14 protein-coding genes and 2 pseudogenes (1 of these 16 running past the window's edge) are annotated in these 16,933 nt (G+C 67.7%); 5 read left to right on the top strand and 11 right to left on the bottom strand.

Annotation, left to right across the window (positions count from 1 at the left end; all coding sequences use genetic code 11):
- The 6 genes and pseudogenes from IDM45_RS15385 to IDM45_RS15360 all read right to left on the bottom strand — a co-directional run.
- Positions 1–739, bottom strand: the 5' portion of a protein-coding gene (locus IDM45_RS15385) for a benzoate/H(+) symporter BenE family transporter (RefSeq protein WP_209423623.1). 527 nt of this gene lie to the left of the window's left edge; 739 of the gene's 1,266 nt are visible here — the first part of the coding sequence; the start codon lies at positions 737–739; the stop codon falls past the left edge of the window.
- A 120-nt stretch (positions 740–859) separates the two neighbouring features.
- Positions 860–2,731: a potassium transporter Kup gene (locus IDM45_RS15380; protein ID WP_209423622.1), complete on the bottom strand. Its 1,872-nt coding sequence runs from the start codon at positions 2,729–2,731 to the stop codon at positions 860–862.
- Positions 2,732–2,764: 33 nt separating this feature from the next.
- Positions 2,765–4,060: a glutamate--cysteine ligase gene (gshA, locus tag IDM45_RS15375; RefSeq protein WP_209423621.1), complete on the bottom strand. Its 1,296-nt coding sequence runs from the start codon at positions 4,058–4,060 to the stop codon at positions 2,765–2,767.
- 105 nt (positions 4,061–4,165) lie between these two features.
- Positions 4,166–5,631 (bottom strand): annotated as a pseudogene (locus IDM45_RS15370) (TrkH family potassium uptake protein).
- A gap of 47 nt (positions 5,632–5,678) precedes the next feature.
- Positions 5,679–7,159, bottom strand: a pseudogene (gene trkA, locus IDM45_RS15365) (Trk system potassium transporter TrkA).
- Positions 7,160–7,186: 27 nt separating this feature from the next.
- On the bottom strand, positions 7,187–8,470 hold the full coding sequence (locus IDM45_RS15360) for a glutamate-5-semialdehyde dehydrogenase (RefSeq protein WP_209423620.1): 1,284 nt from the start codon (positions 8,468–8,470) through the stop codon (positions 7,187–7,189).
- Between the two features lie 71 nt (positions 8,471–8,541).
- Here IDM45_RS15360 and IDM45_RS15355 point away from each other — a divergent pair, with 71 nt between their 5' ends.
- From IDM45_RS15355 to IDM45_RS15340, 4 genes are all read left to right on the top strand, one after another.
- Complete coding sequence (locus IDM45_RS15355) at positions 8,542–8,844, top strand: hypothetical protein (RefSeq protein ID WP_209423619.1); 303 nt, start codon at positions 8,542–8,544, stop codon at positions 8,842–8,844.
- Between the two features lie 161 nt (positions 8,845–9,005).
- A complete protein-coding gene (locus tag IDM45_RS15350; protein ID WP_209423618.1) occupies positions 9,006–9,209 on the top strand; it encodes a hypothetical protein in 204 nt (67 codons plus the stop codon).
- 94 nt (positions 9,210–9,303) lie between these two features.
- Positions 9,304–10,062 (top strand): type IIL restriction-modification enzyme MmeI, encoded by a 759-nt coding sequence (locus IDM45_RS15345; protein WP_209423617.1) that lies wholly within the window; start codon positions 9,304–9,306, stop codon positions 10,060–10,062.
- On the top strand, positions 10,022–10,567 hold the full coding sequence (locus IDM45_RS15340) for a class I SAM-dependent DNA methyltransferase (protein ID WP_209423616.1): 546 nt from the start codon (positions 10,022–10,024) through the stop codon (positions 10,565–10,567). The genes IDM45_RS15345 and IDM45_RS15340 overlap by 41 nt, the downstream gene beginning before the upstream one ends.
- On the opposite strand, the gene holA is transcribed toward IDM45_RS15340, so the two are convergent.
- From holA to leuS, 3 genes are all read right to left on the bottom strand, one after another.
- Complete coding sequence (gene holA / locus IDM45_RS15335) at positions 10,479–11,528, bottom strand: DNA polymerase III subunit delta (protein ID WP_209423615.1); 1,050 nt, start codon at positions 11,526–11,528, stop codon at positions 10,479–10,481. The two genes, IDM45_RS15340 and holA, sit on opposite strands and share 89 nt — an antisense overlap.
- Before the next feature lie 180 nt (positions 11,529–11,708).
- Positions 11,709–12,230 carry an LPS-assembly lipoprotein LptE gene (locus tag IDM45_RS15330; protein WP_209423614.1) on the bottom strand — a complete coding sequence of 174 codons (522 nt, stop codon included), beginning with the start codon at positions 12,228–12,230 and terminating at the stop codon, positions 11,709–11,711.
- A gap of 63 nt (positions 12,231–12,293) precedes the next feature.
- The gene (gene leuS / locus IDM45_RS15325; RefSeq protein WP_209423613.1) at positions 12,294–15,029 is read right to left on the bottom strand and encodes a leucine--tRNA ligase; all 2,736 of its coding nucleotides are present in this window, start codon (positions 15,027–15,029) and stop codon (positions 12,294–12,296) included.
- 269 nt (positions 15,030–15,298) lie between these two features.
- On the opposite strand from leuS, the gene IDM45_RS15320 reads away from it, so the two are divergent.
- Positions 15,299–15,808, top strand: coding sequence for a bacteriohemerythrin (locus tag IDM45_RS15320; protein WP_209423612.1), 510 nt, complete (start codon positions 15,299–15,301; stop codon positions 15,806–15,808).
- Here the strand turns inward: IDM45_RS15320 and IDM45_RS15315 are convergent.
- Together IDM45_RS15315 and IDM45_RS15310 are read right to left on the bottom strand one after the other, a co-directional pair.
- Complete coding sequence (locus IDM45_RS15315) at positions 15,781–16,218, bottom strand: ExbD/TolR family protein (protein WP_209423611.1); 438 nt, start codon at positions 16,216–16,218, stop codon at positions 15,781–15,783. The genes IDM45_RS15320 and IDM45_RS15315 overlap by 28 nt on opposite strands.
- Before the next feature lie 12 nt (positions 16,219–16,230).
- The gene (locus tag IDM45_RS15310) at positions 16,231–16,923 is read right to left on the bottom strand and encodes a MotA/TolQ/ExbB proton channel family protein (RefSeq protein ID WP_209423610.1); all 693 of its coding nucleotides are present in this window, start codon (positions 16,921–16,923) and stop codon (positions 16,231–16,233) included.
- Positions 16,924–16,933 lie beyond the last annotated feature (10 nt).

The following is a 16,933-nucleotide window of genomic DNA, read 5'->3' as shown; positions in this document are numbered from 1 at the left end:
AGACCGGGAGCCGGTAGCCCGTGGCCCGCATGACGGCCACGCCCGGCAGGTTCTGCGAGGCCATGGTCACGATGAACAAAGGCAAGGCCAGACTCATGAAGGCCGGGAAGGTGAACACCGGCATGGTGAACACCGGCTGCGCCAGCTCCAGCCGCACGGCCGACCACTGCATCTGCCCGCCGACCGCCGCCCAGGCGACGCCAGCCGCCAGCGTCAGCACCACCGCATAGCGCGGCAGCAGCCGGCGCGCCAGCAAATATGTGCCCAGCATGGCCAGCACCAGCCCCAGCGCCGTCTGCAGCGCAGAAAACGCCTGCATCCCAAAACGTGCCAGCACGCCGGCCAGCAGCGCCGAGGCAATCTCCATCGGGATGCGGTTCATGATGCGTTCGAACCAGCCCGTCGCCCCCGACAGCACGATCAAGAGCGCGCAGGCGATGAAGGCACCCACCGCCTCGGCCATGCCAAAAGCGCCGCCCGCCGCTGCCGCTGCCAGCACCGCAGCGCCCGGCGTGGACCAGGCCACCATGACCGGCTGGCGCAGGATGAGCGAGGGCACCAGCGAGCACAGCCCCATGCCCAGCCCCAGCGCCCACATCCACGAGGTGATCTGCGCCGGCGTCGCGCCGAAGGCCTGCGCCGCCTGAAACACCAGCGCCACGGAACTGGTGAAACCCACCAGCACGGCAACGAAGCCCGCCGTGGCGGCAGACAGGCTCAAGTCTCGGAAGAAGCGCATGGCGGGCGATTGTGGCACCAGCGGCGCAACCATGCTGACCGCCAGAACTTCGTTATTGATAGCTGGCAGCGCTTGCTGGACAAGGCTTTGAGGCCAAAAACGCTTGAAATCCACAAACCCTCAGATCTCCACCACCGAACCAAGCTCCACCACCGCATTGCTGGGCAGGTTCAGGAACTCCGCTGCCGCCGTGGCGCTGTGGTGCATGTGGGCAAAGAGTTTTTCGCGCCAAGGCGCCAGGCCCGAACCCAGCGTCGGCGTGACGATGTCGCGCGACAGGAAGTAGCTGGTCGCCATCGGCTCCAGCGCCACGCCATGCCCCTGCAGCAGCGCCAGCGCCCGAGGCAGATCCGGCCCGTTCTTGAAACCGTAATGCACCATGACCTGCCAGCAGTTGCGCCCCAGCGGCCGAGCCTCCAGGCGCCGCTCCATGCCGATCCACGGCACCTCGTGGTTGTGTACGGTGACGAACAGGTTGCGCTCGTGCAGCACCTTGTTGTGCTTGAGGTTGTGCATCAACGCATTGGGCACCATGCCCGGCTGCGCGGTCAGGAAGACTGCCGTCCCGGCCACGCGCGCCGGCGGACTGATGAAGACCGCCTCCAGGAAAGACTTCAGATCGACCGAATCCTGGCGCAGGGTTTGCGTCAGCAGCTCGCGCCCGTCCTTCCAGGTCGTCATCAGCACGAACACTGCGCCGCCGATCAGGATGGGGAACCAGCCGCCGTCGAGCAGCTTGAGCAGATTGGAGCCGAAGAACGCCAGGTCAATGGCCAGGAAGAACGCCGTGGCCGCCAGCACCAGTCCCAGCGGATAGTTCCAGCCATAGCGCACGACGAAGAAGGTGAGCACCGTGGTGATGGTCATATCCAGCGTCACCGCAATGCCGTAGGCCGCCGCCAGGTTGGACGACGAGCGAAACAGCACCACCGCCAGCACGATCATGGCAAACAGCGCCCAGTTCACGAAGGGCAGATAAATCTGCCCGGTGTCGCGCGTGCTGGTGTGGCAGACCTTCAGGCGCGGCAGATAGCCCAGCTGGATGACCTGGCGCGTCACGCTGAAGGCGCCCGAGATCAACGCCTGCGAGGCAATCACCGCCGCCACCGTGGCCAGGCCGACCAGCGGCAGCATCAGCCACTCGGGCGCCAGCATGAAAAACGGATTCTTCACCGCCTCGGGATTGGCCAGCAGCAGTGCGCCCTGGCCGAAATAGTTCAGCGTCAGCGCCGGCATGACCACGGAAAACCAGGCAATGCGGATCGGCTGGCGGCCAAAGTGCCCCATGTCGGCATACAGTGCCTCGGCCCCGGTCACGCACAGCACCACCGCGCCCAGGATGATGAAGCTGATGCCCGGGTGCCGCCAGATGAAGCCCAGCGCATGGTGCGGGCCGAGCGCCGCCAGAATCTGCGGCTGCCCGGCGATGTGGAACAGCCCCAGCGCCGCGATGCAGATGAACCACAGCACCATGACCGGCCCGAAAAAACGCCCTATGCCCGCCGTGCCGTGGCGCTGCACCACAAACAGCACGAACAGAATCGCCAGCGTCAGGGGGATGACCGCGCGCCGCAAAGCCGGCGAGACCACATCCAGCCCCTCCACCGCCGACAGCACCGTGATGGCCGGCGTGATGACGCCATCGCCATAGAACAGGCAGGTGCCGAAAATGCCGATCAGGAGCATCCACTTGCGCAGCCCCGGCGCCTTGTCCTTCACCAACTGCGAGGCCAGCGCCAGCATGGCCACCAGGCCGCCCTCGCCCTCGTTGTCGGCGCGCAGCACCAGCGTCACGTACTTGACCGAGACGATGAGCGTCAACGTCCAGAAGACGATGGACAGCACGCCATAGACATTGGCCGGCGTGAATGGCACATGGCCGGTGCCGAACACCTCCTTGAGCGTGTACAGCACGCTGGTGCCGATGTCGCCATAGACGATGCCGACGGCGCCCAGCGTCAGTGCAGGCAGGGAGGATTTGCCGGTTTGCATGAGCAGCCTTTCGGCGCCTGGCGGGCGAATGCTTCAGTCGTACACCTCGGCCTCGGGGTCGGTGGCCTCCAGCTCATAGCTGGCCGCCACCGTCGCCAGGCGGGCGATCACGCCATACATATAGAAGCGGTTGGGCGCACTGGCGCCGGGCCGGGCGCCGGGCTGGGGCAGCCGGGTGCTGTGCTCGAAAGCCAGCGGCACGAAATTGGCCCCCGGAGCATTGAGGTTCTCATCCGTGCCGCGCTCGGCGTGAACCCGGTAAAAGCCCCCGACCACATAGCGATCGACGGTATAGACCACCGGCTCGGCCACCGCCTCATGCACGCGCTCCTGCGTCAGCACGCCCTCCTGCACGATGACGTCGTGGACGGCCAGGCCATCCTTGAGCTGCGTCATCGCCGTGCGCGCCTTGCGGCTGAGGTTGTCCAGCTCGCGCACATCGCGCACCGTCATGATGCCCATGCCGCTGGTGCCGTTGTCGGCCTTGACCAGCACGAAGGGCTTTTCGTTGATGCCGTACTCCTTGTACTTGCGCCGCACGCGGGTCAGCGTGGCATCCACGGCGCCACGCAGGCCCTCCAGCCCGGCATCGGCCTGGAAATCCACGCCCGGCACGCGCGCGAACAGCGGGTTGATCAGCCACGGGTCTATGCCCAGCATCTTGCCGAAGCGCTTGGCCACCTCCTCGTAGCACTGGAAGTGGCGGCTCTTTCTGCGCACGCTCCAGCCGGCGTGCAGCGGCGGCAGCAGGTACTGCTCGTACAGCTCCTCCAGGATGCCCGGCGCCCCGGCGGACAGGTCGTTGTTGAGCAAGATGGTGCACGGGTCGAAATACTTCAGGCCCAGGCGGTGGCGCGTGCGCAGCGCCGGCTCCAGCACCACCTGCTCGCCATGCGGCAGGGCAATGGTGGTGGCCTTCTTCACGTCCGGGTCGATGGAGCCCACGCGCACATGCAGCCCGGCCATGTTGAAGATGCGCACCAGCTGCGCGATGTTGGCCAGGTAGGAAGTGCCGCGCGAGTGGTTCTCCGGCACGATCAGCAGATTGCGCGCCTCCGGGCAGATCTTCTCGATGGCCGCCATGGTCGCCTGCACCGCCAGCGGCAGCATGTCGTCCGTCAGGTGGTTCCAGCCCGCGGGGAACAGATTGGTATCCACCGGCGCCAGCTTGAAGCCGGCATTGCGGATGTCCACCGAAGCGTAGAACGGCGGCGTGTGCTCCATCCACTCCAGGCGGAACCAGCGCTCAATAGCTGGCATGGAGTCCAGGATGCGCTGCTCCAGCTCGTTGATCGGGCCGGCGAGCGCGGTGATGAGATGCGGAACCATTCAAAGCCCTGCTGTTGCGTCAAGCGAAACGGGCCATTGTAGGGATGGGCCTGCGTCCTGCCTGTACGCATTTTTCCCTCGCGCCTGCCTGGCGCACAGGCCGCCTCAGCGCCGCCAGAACGCCGGCGTCAGCAGCGCCATAAAGCTCAGGATCTCCAGCCGCCCCAGCAGCATCCCCAGCGTGCAGACCCACAACTGGAAATCCGTCAGCACCGCGTAGTTGGACGCCGGCCCCAGCAGGCCCAGGCCCGGGCCGGTGCAATGGACGCTGGCCAACACGGCGGAAAACGCCGTCACCATGTCCAGGTCGGTCAGCAGCAGCACCATGCTCAGGGTCAGCACCGTCGCGCCATACATCAGCATGAAAGCCAGCACGGAAAACACCATGCGGCTCTCCACCACGCGCGTGCCCAGGCGCAGCGGCTGCACGGCGCGCGGGTGTACGGTGCGCGTCATCTCGCGCCGCGCCTGCTTGAGCAAGATCAGCATCCGCACCATCTTGATGCCCCCGCCCGTGGAGCCGGCGCTGGTCGCCACGCCCGACAGCAACAGCATGAAGACCGGCGCAAACACCGGCCAGGCCAGGTAGTCGGTCGTCGCATAGCCCGTCGTCGTCGCCACCGACACCACATGGAACAGCCCCAGGCGCAGCGCCTGCAGCGGCTCGTACATGCCCTTGAGCCACAGCAGCAGCGCCACCAGCAGGCCGCCGCCGATCAGCGCGGTCAAGGTCGCACGCACCTCCTCGTCGCACCAAAAGCCCCCCAGTGCCCCTTGCGGATGGCCACGAAATACAGCGCGAAATTGCAGCTCGCCGCCAGCATGAAGACCAGGCAGATGGCTTCCAGCAGCGGCGAGGCGAAGTAGCCAAAACTCGCGTCATGCGGCGACAGCCCGCCCAGGCTCACGGTGGCGAACATGTGCATGATGGCGTCCGGCGGCGTCATGCCGCCCAGCCAGTAGGCCAGCGCGCAGGCCAGCGAAAACAGCACGTACACGCCCCACAGGCCCTTGGCCGTCTCGGTCATGCGCGGCGTCAGCTTGGTGTCCTTGACCGGCCCGGCCGCCTCGGCCTTGAACAACTGGCTGCCGCCCACGCCCAGCACCGGCAAGATGGCCACCGCCAGGATCAGGATGCCCATGCCGCCGACCCACTGCATGAAGGTGCGCCACATGTTCACCGACAGCGGCAGCGCATCGAGCTGCGCCAGCACCGTCGAGCCGGTGGTCGTCAGCCCCGACACCGCCTCGAAATACGCATGGGTGAAGGACATGGGCCGGTCGATCTCGTGCATGACCAGCAGCAGCGGCAGCGCGGCAAAAAACGGCGTGACCAGCCACACCAGCGACACCAGCAGCACGCCGTGGCGCGGCAGCAACTCGCGCCGGTGCTCACGCAGGCCCCACCACAGCAGCGCGGCAAAGCCCAGCGTCACGCTGATGGCCAGCGCGTACTCGTGCCACAGGCGCTCGCCGGCCCACAGCGAGGCCGCCAGCGGCACGCCCAGCGACAGCGCGAACATGCCCAGCAGGGCGCCGAGCACGCGCAGGACGGGCAGCAGGTCGGACATGTAGGGAAAAGAAAAAAGAAGCGGGAAGAAGCCCAACGCCCAGGGCGTCAGAAAAACGTCGCGCTGACGCGAAACAGCCGCTCGACATCGCGCACCAGGCGCTTGTGCGGCAGGAAAAACACCACATGGTCGTTGCTCTCGATCACCGTGCTGCTGCGCGGGATGATGACCTGCGGCTCCCCCGCCGGTGGCGCATCCACCGCCCCGGGCGCCGTCGCCGCCGGTGCCAGCGGATCGGGCAGGCCGCGCACGATCAGGCCCATGTGGACTTCCGCCGGTAGGCGGATCTCCTCCACGCGCCGGCCCACCACGCGCGAGGTCTTGCGATCGCCCCGCGCCACGATCTCCAGCGCCTCGGCCACGCCCCGGCGCAGGCTGTGTACGGCCTGCACATCGCCCCGGCGCACAAAGGCCAGCAACTCGCCCAGCATGGCCTGCGCCGGCGACAGGGCAATGTCGATCTGCGTGCCGTGCATCAGGTCGGCGTAGCTGCGCCGGTTGATCAGCGCCAGCACCCGGCGCGCGCCCATCTTCTTGGCCAGCAGGCAGGCCATGATGTTGTCCTCGTCGTCATCGGTCAGGGCCAGGAACAGATCGACCTCCTCGATGCCCTCGCCGCCCAGCAAATCCTCGTCCGTGGCATCGCCCTGCAGCACCAGTACCTCGGGCGGCAGCTCCGAGGCCAGCACCATGCAGCGCTCGGCATCTTCTTCCAGCACCTTGATGTGAAAGCGCTGCTCGTGCGCCAGCTGGCGCGCCAGGCGCAGGCCCACGCGCCCGCCGCCGGCGATCATGACGCGGCGCACCGGCCGCGTCGGCTGGCCATTGCGGCAATGCAGCGCCGACAGGATCTGCGCCACCCGCTCGCGCCCAGCCAGCACGAAGACCTCATCCATCGGCTCCACGCGCGTTGCGCCATCGCAGGGCAAGAAGCGATCGGGCTCATCGGCAAAGCGCCGGTAGATGGCCACGATGCGCATCGCCACATCCGGCGCCCGCTCGCGCATGGTGGCAATCTGCATCCCGGTCAGGGGCGCGCCGGCGCGCGCGCGCACCGACACCAGGCAGGCCCGCCCGCCGGCAAACTCGCGCACCTGCAGCGCCTCGGGGTACTGCACCAGCTTGCCGATGTAGCGCGTGAGCGATTCTTCCGGGCAGATGATGCGATCGACGCCAAAGCCCTCCTTGCCCAGCAGCGCATCGTCGCCGGCAAAGGCAAACCCCGACGAGCGCACGCGCGCGATGCGCGTCGGGATGTTGAACACCAGTTGCGCCACCTTGCAGCACACCAGATTGGTCTCATCCTGCGCGGCGCAGGCAATCAGCAAATCCGTGTCGCGCGCCCCCGCATCCAGCAACACCGCCGGGTCGATGCCATTGCCGACCACCCGCGCAGGTCATGGCGCTCCTGCAGCTCGCGCAGGCGGCGCGCATCGGTGTCGATCACGGTGATGTCGTTCTTCTCCGACACCAGGCTCTCGGCCACGCTCTGGCCGACCCGGCCCGCGCCCAGGATGATGATTTTCAAGGCCTGCGGCATAGGCTTGCGGGCGCCTCACAGGCGCACGTCGCCCTCGCCCAGCACCACCCATTTGAGCGAGGTCAGCCCCTCGATGCCCACCGGCCCGCGGGCGTGGAACTTGTCCGTGCTGATGCCGATCTCCGCGCCCAGGCCGTACTCGAAGCCATCGGCAAAGCGCGTGCTGGCATTCACCATGCAACTGGCCGAATCCACATCGCGCAGAAAGCGCTGAGCGTGCATATGGTCGCGCGTCAGGATGGCATCCGTGTGGTGGCTGCCGAAGCGGTTGATGTGGGCAATGGCCTCATCCAGCCCCGCCACCACCTTGACGCTGATGATGGGCGCCAGGTATTCCTCGCTCCAATCGTGCTCGCTGGCCTCGGCCAGATCGGCGCCCGGCACGCTGGCGCGCAGGATGGCCAGCGCCTCGGGGCAAGCGCGCATCTGCACGCCCTTGGCGGCATAGACGGCGCCGATCCTGGGCAAAAAATCCCCCGCCACGCCGCGCGCCACCAGCAGGCTCTCGGTGGCATTGCAGGGGCTGTACTTGCTGGTCTTGGCGTTGTCGGCCACCTGCACCGCCATGTCGAGGTCGCAGGGGTCATCGACATAGGTATGGCAGTTGCCGTCCAGGTGCTTGATGACCGGCACCTTGGCCTCCGCGCTGATGCGCTCGATCAGGCCCTTGCCGCCGCGCGGGATGATCACGTCCACATACTCGGGCATGGCGATCAGCTGGCCGACGGCGGCGCGGTCGGTCGTCGCCACCAGCTGCACCGCGTGCTCGGGCAGGCCGGCCTCGGCCAGCGCCTGGGTGACCAGCGCCGCCAGCGCGCGGTTGGAATCAATCGCCTCCGAGCCGCCGCGCAAAATCGCCGCATTGCCGCTCTTGATGGACAGACTGGCCGCCTCGATGGTCACATTGGGCCGGCTCTCGTAGATCATGCCGAACACGCCGATGGGCACGCGCATCCGGCCCACGCGGATGCCGCTGGGCTGCTGCATCATGCCCTGCACCTCGCCAATGATGTCGGGCATAGCGGCCAGCTGCTCGCAGCCCTGGGCGCAGGTCTCGATGACCCTGGGCGTGAGCTTGAGGCGATCGACCATCGGCTCGGCCAGACCGGCGGCGCGGGCGCGCTCCAGATCCTGCACATTGGCCGCCGCCAGGGCCTCGCCACTGGCGCGCAACAGCCGGGCCAAGGCCAGCAACGCTTTGTTTTTGATAGCTGCTGGCGCTTGCGCCATAAGGGCTGAGGCCGCTTTTGCCTGCAAACCAAGGGTATGGGTGTATTCAGCGATATTGAGCGCGTTCATGGGGCGCGATTCTGGCCCAGATGCCATGCCCCTTCCTGACAGCGCGCCGCAGCGCGCTACCCTTGGCGCCCATGAACCACGCCCTTGCCCGCACCCAACTCGACAACCTGCGCGCCGACCTGCAGCAACTGGCCGGCCAGCGCATCAGCAACCACGCCTTCAGCGCCGCCGCCCGCGCCCAGGGCGAACTGCTCCAGAGCCTGCCGCCGCGCTATGGCGAGGTCTTGCTGGGCCTGCTCGACCGGCTGGAGGCCGGCGCCATGTTCACCGAGGAAAGCTGCTCGTTCAGCCACAGCGCACTGGTCGATGCGCTGACGCAGTGGGCCAGCAAGGCCGAGGCGGCGCTGCAGGCCCAGGCCGGGCCGAACACCTGACACCCACCGCACACCCCCTCATGCCCCTTCCCCCGCTGGCCCCGCCCCCGATGCGGGACACAATCAGCCCTTGTCCCCCGGGCAGACAAGCGAAGCGCGGCCAGCTGTGACAACCCATTACCCGGGATGGCCTGCGCTGCCTCCACCTCCCCCGACCCGCCATGAGCCACGCCCGCGCCCACACCGCCCTGCTGCAAGCCCTGCCGCCGCGCTATGGCCAGGTGCTGCTCGACCTGCTCGACCGCCTGGAGGCCGGCGCCACCTTCACCGACGAGGGCTGCTGCTGCTCCTTCAGCCACGGCGCGCTGGTCGAATCGGTCGGCCAGTGGGTTGCCAGGGCCGGCCAGGCGCTGGATGCGGCCTGAAGCGCCACACCCGGCACGCCACAAGCATCAAATCCGGCTCCAGCCCTTACCAGACAAGCGCTGACAGCTATCAAAAAAAGAATTTCCGCACACCATGACCCCTGCCCAATTCATCGCCAAATGGGGGCCGGGCGGCTCCAGCGCCCACCTGAACGAGGAGCAGGGCGCGCAAAGCCACTTTCTCGACCTGTGCGAGCTGCTGCAGGTGCCCAAGCCCGGCAGCCCCGAGGCCGCCGATGAATACCTGTTCGAGCGCCGCTCCCTGGTGCTGGGCGAGGCGCGTGGCTATGCCGATGTGTTCTATCGCAACCACTTCGCCTGGGAGAACAAGGCCCCCGGCAAGAACCTCGACGCCGCGCTGCGCCAGCTGCAGCAATACAGCCTGGCGCTGGCCAACCCGCCGCTGCTGGTGGTGTGCGACCGGCTGACGATCCGCGTCCACACCCAGTTCAACGGCCACCCGAGCGAGACGCACACCGTGCGCATCGACCAGCTCGACCAGGCCGCCAGCTGCGAGCTGCTGCGCCGCCTGTGGCTGGCCCCGGAGAGCTTTCGCCCGCGCCAGACCAACCGCGACATCACCGAAGAGGCCGCGCACAGCTTCGCCCTTCTGGCCGAGCAACTGCGCCGGCGCGGCCACCATGCGGATGTCGTGGCGCACTTTCTGACGCAGTGCCTGTTTTGCTTCTTCGCCGAGGACGTGGGCCTGCTGCCGGCGCGCATGTTCGAGCGCCTGGTGAACAACCGCCAGCTCACCAGCGAGCGCCTGACGCAAGGCCTGGCCAGCCTGTTTGCCACCATACAACCGCTTCGTGCAGTGGCTGGAGGTGCTGCGCAATTACCGCGCGCTTGATCCGGCCTGCGGCAGTGGCAATTTTTTGTTTCTGGGCCTGAAGGCGCTCAAGGACGTGGAGCTGCTCACCATCACCGCCGCTGCCGACCTCGGGCTGGATCGCGAGCAGGATCTGGTCACCGGCGTACACAACATGCTGGGCATCGAGCTCAATGAATACGCTGCCGAGCTGGCGCGCGTGTCGCTGTGGATCGGCGAAATCCAGTGGCGCATCGCCCACGGCTACCCGCCCAAGACCAACCCGGTGCTGGAGCCGCTGGAGCAGATCGAATGCCGCGATGCGCTGCTGGCGTGGCCCGCGTCCCCAGCCGCCGCCGCGCCCGTTTCACCCCCTCACCCCCACCCTCTCCCCCAAGGGGCGAGGGAGCCGAAAGCCGACTGGTCGCGCCGGTCATGGGAGCCTCGTTCAGCCGCACTCAGCGCGCCAGCCGGGCCACCTGCAGCGCCAGCCGGGCCAGCGCCTGCCAGGCATCCTGCGGCCAGTCGGGCACTTTCAGACCCTTGACAATGCCATCCACCTGATGCGCCGCTTGCAGCAGGCGCGTCAGCTGCGCGTCGCTGGCGCGGCCCAGGAGGTGGGCAAAGGCGCGCTCCCTGGCGCCCCAGATGCGGTTTTCGCGCAGCGCCACGGGCAGGGGTTTGCCGGCGGCCAGGGCGTCCTTGCAGCGCTTGAGCGCGCGGATGTCCTCGGCCAGCGTCCAATGCACCAGCACAGCCGCCGTGCCCTCGGCCTCCAGGCCGTCGAGCATTTTCTGCACGCGCAGCACCTGGCCGGCCAGCACGGCTTCGGACAGCTTGAACACGTCGTAGCGCGCAACGTTGAGCACGGCGGCTTCGACTGCGCCACCCGGCAGCTCGCCCGGCGGGTGCAGCAGGGCCAGTTTGCTGATCTCCTGGTGCGCGGCCAGCAGGTTGCCCTCGACCCGGTCGGCAAAAAATTGCAGCGTGCGCTGGCCGGCCTCGCCCGGCGGCACGCGCTGGCCCTGGGCGGCCAGGCGCTGGGCGATCCAGGCGGGCAGCTGGGCGCGCTCGACGGGGTCGATCTGGATGGCGGCGCCGGCGCCCTCCAGGGCCGTGAACCAGGCGCTGGTGCGCGTGGCCTTGTCCAGGCGCGGCAGGCTGATGAGGGTGAGCAGGGCGTCGTTGCCGGGGGCGCTGGCGGCGATCTGCTGCAGCGCGGCCGAGCCGTCCTTGCCGGGCTTGCCGCCGGGGATGCGGACTTCGACGATCTGCCGCTCGGCAAACAGCGACAGCGAGCCGCCGGCGGCCAGCACGGCGCTCCAGTCGAAATGCGCGCCGGCGACGGTGAAGCTTGAGCGCTCGGTGTAGCCCTGCGCGCGGGCGGCGGCGCGGATGGCGTCTTGCGCCTCCTGCTGCAACAGCGGCTCGTCGCCGTGCAGCACATACAGGGGGCGCAGCGGGCCTTTTTGCAGGTGGGCGGGGAGCTGGGGCAGGGGCAGGTGCATGGCCGTCCCTACTCCTTGCCCCATTGCGGGAAGGCGGGGATGGGGGCCGGCTGGCGCTGGCGTGCCGCAGGGGACAAGCCAGCGCCGCTGGCCCCCACCCCAGCCCTCCCCCAGGGGGGAGGGAGCAGGAGGAAAGGCTTTTGGCCGGCGTGGAAGAAGCGCGAGCAGCTATCGAATTTTTCACTGCCGCAGCGGCCCCTTGACCGTCGCCAGGCGCCGCATGAGCTGCTGCACCAGGTCGGTCTGCATGTTGCGGAACAGCAAAGCCTCCTCGCCCTCCTTGGACAGGGCGATGGTCTCGCTGTAACTGACATCGCGCGTCTGCACGATTTCGGTCGGGGCGATCCACTCCTGCCCGGCCTGGTCGCGCAGGCGAAAGCGCAGGCGCAGGCGCAGTTGCAGCTCGCGCACCTGGCCGGTGGCGCTCTGGCCGACGATGACGCGCTCGGGCGCCTCGGACAGGATGTCCAGCACGACCTGCGCCTGGGGCAGTTGCGCCGGCTCGGTCAGCAGGTTCAGGCCCGCGTTGACGCTTTGCAGCGTGCGGATCAATTCACGCGCAACGCCCGAGCCGGCGGGGGCCTGCACGTACAGCGAGGAAAACGCCAGGTGCGGCACGCCGCGCAGGCGAAAGCCGCAGGCGGACAGCGTTGCCGCAGCGGCAGTGCCGAGGGTGGCCAGGAGCAGGGTGCGCTTGTGCATGGACTGGGGAGGTTGTGGGTTGGGCGTTCGTTGTGCGGGGCCACCGCAGCGCTCGTGAAGCCCTCAGACCACGATGTTGACCAGGCGGCCCGGCACGACCACGACTTTTTTCGCGGGGCGGCCTTCGGAGAATTTCTCGAACTCCGCCGACGCCAGCGCCGCCTGCTCGATGGCCGCCTTGTCGGCGCTGGCCGGTACGCGCAGCGCGCCGCGCAGCTTGCCGTTGACCTGCAGCACCAGCTCCAGCTCGTCCTGCACCAGGGCGTCCGGATCGACCTGCGGCCAGGGGGCGTCCAGCAGGTCGCCCAGGGCGCCGGCATAGCCCAGCTCCTGCCACAGCGCATGGGTGATGTGCGGCGTGGCCGGGTACAGCACGCGCAGCAGGATGCCAAAGCCCTCGATCAGCGCGACCTGCGCGCCGGCGTCGCCGTGGGCCTTGAAGTCCTCCAGCGCGTTGATCATCTTCATGCAGCCCGACACCACGGTGTTGTATTGCATTCGCTGGTAGTCGTAGTTGACTTGCTTGAGCACGGTGTGGATCTCCAGCCGCAGCGCACGCGCCGCCGGGCCGAAGCTCACGCCAGCCAGGCTGGTGGCGCCGGCCACGCTGGCCAGGGCGGCCTCGCGGTCGATGGCGGCCAGCCGCACGCCGAAGTTCCACACGCGGCGCAGGAAGCGGTGGCTGCCCTCGACGGCGGCATCGTTCCACTCCAGCGTCAGCTCGGGCGGCGAGGTGAACATGGTGTACAGCCGCGCGGTGTCGGCGCCGTAGCGCTCGATCAAGTCCTGCGGATCGACGCCGTTGTTCTTGGACTTGGACATGGTGCCCACGCCCTCGTAGTCGATGGGCGTGCCCACGGGCAGCAGGCCATCGGCGCTCTCGACGGCGTTCTTCAGCCGCGTGCCGATGCTCTTGCCGGACTCGTCGGTGATGTGCTCGACATCGTGCGGCCAGAAGTATTCCTTGCCGCCGCGCGCCGTGCGCCGGCTGTAGATGTGGTTGAGCACCATGCCCTGGGTGAGGAGCCGGGTGAAGGGCTCATCGACCTTGACCAGGCCCAGGTCGCGCATGACCTTGGTCCAGAAGCGCGCATACAGCAGGTGCAGGATGGCGTGCTCGATGCCGCCGATGTATTGATCCATGCCGCTGCCGCCAGTGGCATTGTTGGCATCGCGCATCCAGTAGTCGGTGCCGCTGCCCACCATCTGCTCGTGGTTGCCCGCGTCGCAGTAGCGCATGAAGTACCACGACGAGTCCACGAAGGTGTCCATGGTGTCGGTCTCGCGCCGCGCGGCTTTGCCGCAGCATGGGCAGGTCACGCCGGCATGGAATTCCTCGCTCTTGATGAGCGGGTTGCCCGAGCCATCGGGCACCAGGCCTTCGGGCAGCACCACGGGCAGATCTTTTTCGGGCACGGGCTGGGCGCCGCAGTCCGCGCAGTGGATGATGGGGATCGGCGTGCCCCAGTAGCGCTGGCGCGAGATGCCCCAGTCGCGCAGGCGCCAGGTGGTTTTCAGCTCGCCCAGGCCCTTGGCCTGCAGCGCGCGGGCCACGGCGGCCACGGCGTCCTGGTGGCTCAGGCCGCTGAAGTTGTCCGAGTTGATGGTCACGCCGCTGGCCTTGTCGGCGTACCAGTCCTGCCAGTTGTGGAAGTCGAAGGTTTCGCCATCGACCAGGATGACTTGCTTGATGGGCAGGCGGTATTTCAGGGCGAAGGCGAAGTCGCGCTCGTCGTGCGCCGGCACGCCCATGACGGCGCCGTCGCCATAGCCCATCAGCACGTAGTTGCCGACCCAGACGGGGATTTGCTCGCCGGTCAGGGGATGCGTCACGGACAGGCCGGTGGGCAGGCCGGATTTCTCGCGGGCGGCCAGTTCCGCCTCGGTGGTACCGCCCTTCTTGCATTCCTCGATGAAGGCGGCCAGCTGCGGGTTGCCGGCTGCCGCGTGCAGCGCCAGTGGATGCTCGGGCGCGACGGCGCAGAACGTCACGCCCATGATGGTGTCGGCGCGGGTGGTGAAGACGTACATGCGGCCATCCTGGATGGGCGCACCATCCGCGCCCCGGATGTCGTGCGTGAAGGCAAAGCGCACGCCGCTGGATTTGCCAATCCAGTTTTCCTGCATCAGCCGCACCTTGTCGGGCCAGCCGGTCAGCGTCGCCTTGTCGTTGCCGAGCTGCACGTGGTCGAGCAGCTCCTGGGCGTAGTCGGTGATCTTGAGGTAGTAGCCGGGGATTTCGCGCTTCTCGACAGGCGCGCCGGTGCGCCAACCCTTGCCGTCGATGACCTGCTCATTGGCCAGAACGGTCTGATCGACCGGATCCCAGTTCACGACCTGGGTCTTGCGGTAGGCGATGCCACGCTCCAGCATCTTCAGGAACAGCCACTGGTTCCACTTGTAGTAAGCGGGGTCGCAGGTGGCGATCTCACGGCTCCAGTCGATGGCCAGGCCCATGGCCTGCATCTGGCGCTTCATGTAGGCGATGTTGTCCCACGTCCACTGCGCCGGCGGCACCTTGTTCTTGAGCGCAGCGTTTTCCGCCGGCAGGCCGAAAGCGTCCCAGCCCATGGGCATCAGGACGTTGTAGCCCGACATGCGCAACTGGCGCGTGAGCATGTCGTTGATGGTGTAGTTGCGCACGTGGCCCATGTGCAGCTTGCCGCTGGGATAGGGCAGCATGGAGCAGGCGTAGAACTTTGGGCGGGAGGCGTCCTCGGTCACACGGTAGGCGTCGCGGGCATTCCAATGGGCGTGCGCGGCGCGCTCCACCTCGGCGGGGCTGTATTTATCTTGCATGGGCGGGAGTACGGCTGAAAGGGCAGCCTGGGCGCTGGCGCTCCAGGCAGGCGGTGCATTTTAGGCGCTTGGCCTGCAGGGCATTTCTGGCGGCTGCGGGCACTGCCGGCGGGCGCCATCCCTTGCGCACGAGACCGGCAGATGGTCAAGACGGCGCCAGCGGAGCGCAACCTCCAAAGTCACAGCCACGATATTAATTTGTGTATCCAGGCTGGGCAGGATACCGGCCATGACCATCGCAACTATCAAAACACAGAGACAACCGCCCCATGACTCTTGCAGCCTCACTCGTCACCTGGCAAGACGACTACGCCCTTGGCCTGGAAGAAATCGATGCCCAGCACAAGACGCTGTTCGACATCATGAACCGCCTGTGGGCGGGCATCGTGAGCAACGCCGCTTTGGCGGAAATGGCCCAGGTGCTCCAGGAACTGGAGCACTACACCGTGCAGCATTTCACCGAAGAAGAGATGTTCATGCGCGGCATCGGCTACCCGCATTTCGACGCCCATGTGGCGCTGCACCGGCGCTTCGTGCAAAAGATCGTCGATGAAAAGAACAAGATCCTGCACGGCCAGCGCCCCAGCCTGGAGCTGCTGCACTTCCTGCGCGACTGGCTGGCCAACCATATCCTGGTCGAAGATCGGCGCTACACCCAGCAGTTTCATGCCGAGGAGCACAGCACCTCGCTGCTGGGGCGGTTCTTTGGTCGCTTCCAGGGCAAAAAACCCGCCCGCCAGCCGGCTGTGTCCTATTCACGCTCTCTGGGCACGTCCTGAGCAGCCTGGGCAGCAAAGGCGATGCGCTGCAGCCCCGCAGCACGCGCGGCATCGATGATCCGCACGATCTGGCCGTAGGGCACGGCGGCGTCGGCATGGAGCTGGACTTCCAAGCCGGGCTGGCGGGCAGCGGCGGCCTGGAGTCGTTCGGCCAGCGCCTCTGGCGCAAGGTCTTGCCCATCGACGGACAACTGCCCCTGGGCGTCGAGTGCCACGGCAAGCACGCCAGCGCCCGCGCCCGGCTGCGCCTGCTGCGCAACTGGCAACTGCAGGCGCAGCGAACTTGCCAGCAGCGGCGCCGACAGGATGAAGATGACCACCAGCACCAGCATCACGTCCACCAGCGGGGTGACGTTGATGTCGCTCATGGGCTTGTCACCGCGCGGGCGTTGCAGGCGTCCGAAGGCCATGCCCGCCCTGTATCAGCCTTCGGCGCCGGCGCTGGCACCGCACCCGCCTGCGTCCAGCACCAGGGCGCGCAGGTCGTGGGCGAAGCCTTCGAGTTCGGCTTCGACATTGGCAATCGTGCGACCAAACCAGTTGTAGGCCAGCACGGCAGGTATTGCCACGGCCAGGCCGGCGGCGGTCATGACCAGGGCCTCGCCCACCGGGCCGGCCAGGCGCTCGATGGTGATCTGCTGGCTGCCGGCCAGCGCTGCCAGCGCGTGGTGGATACCCCAGACGGTGCCCAACAGGCCGACGAAGGGGGCAGTCGCACCCACGGTGGCCAGCAGCACCTGGCCCCATTGCAGGCGCATCAGCACGCCGTGCAGGGCATCACGCAGCTGGCGCGTCAGGCGCTGATCCAGGCCGCCCTGGCCGGCCAGCGCGGGAGCAGCGCTGGCAGACTCGGGCGCGGCAACGCGGGCGGCAGCCTGCACCAAGGGCAGCAGCAGGCTGGCGCGGTCGAACAGGCCGACCCGCGCCGGCGCCTCGGCCAGCGTGGCGGTCTGCCAGAAGGCGGCGGTGGCGCGCGGCACGTCGGCGCGGGCGCGCCCGGTCAGGTGCAGCTTCCACAGGATGGCGACCCAGCTGGCCACCGACATCGCCAGCAGCAGCGCTGCCGTGCCTTGGGTGACGGCATCGCCCTGGCGCAGCCACTGCAGGGCGTCCATATGCAGATTC

It is taken from the genome of Melaminivora jejuensis (assembly GCF_017811175.1).
Lineage (GTDB): Bacteria > Pseudomonadota > Gammaproteobacteria > Burkholderiales > Burkholderiaceae_C > Melaminivora > Melaminivora jejuensis.
The sequence above is the reverse complement of the archived record's forward strand: the minus strand, read 5'-3'. Positions and strand labels throughout refer to the sequence as shown.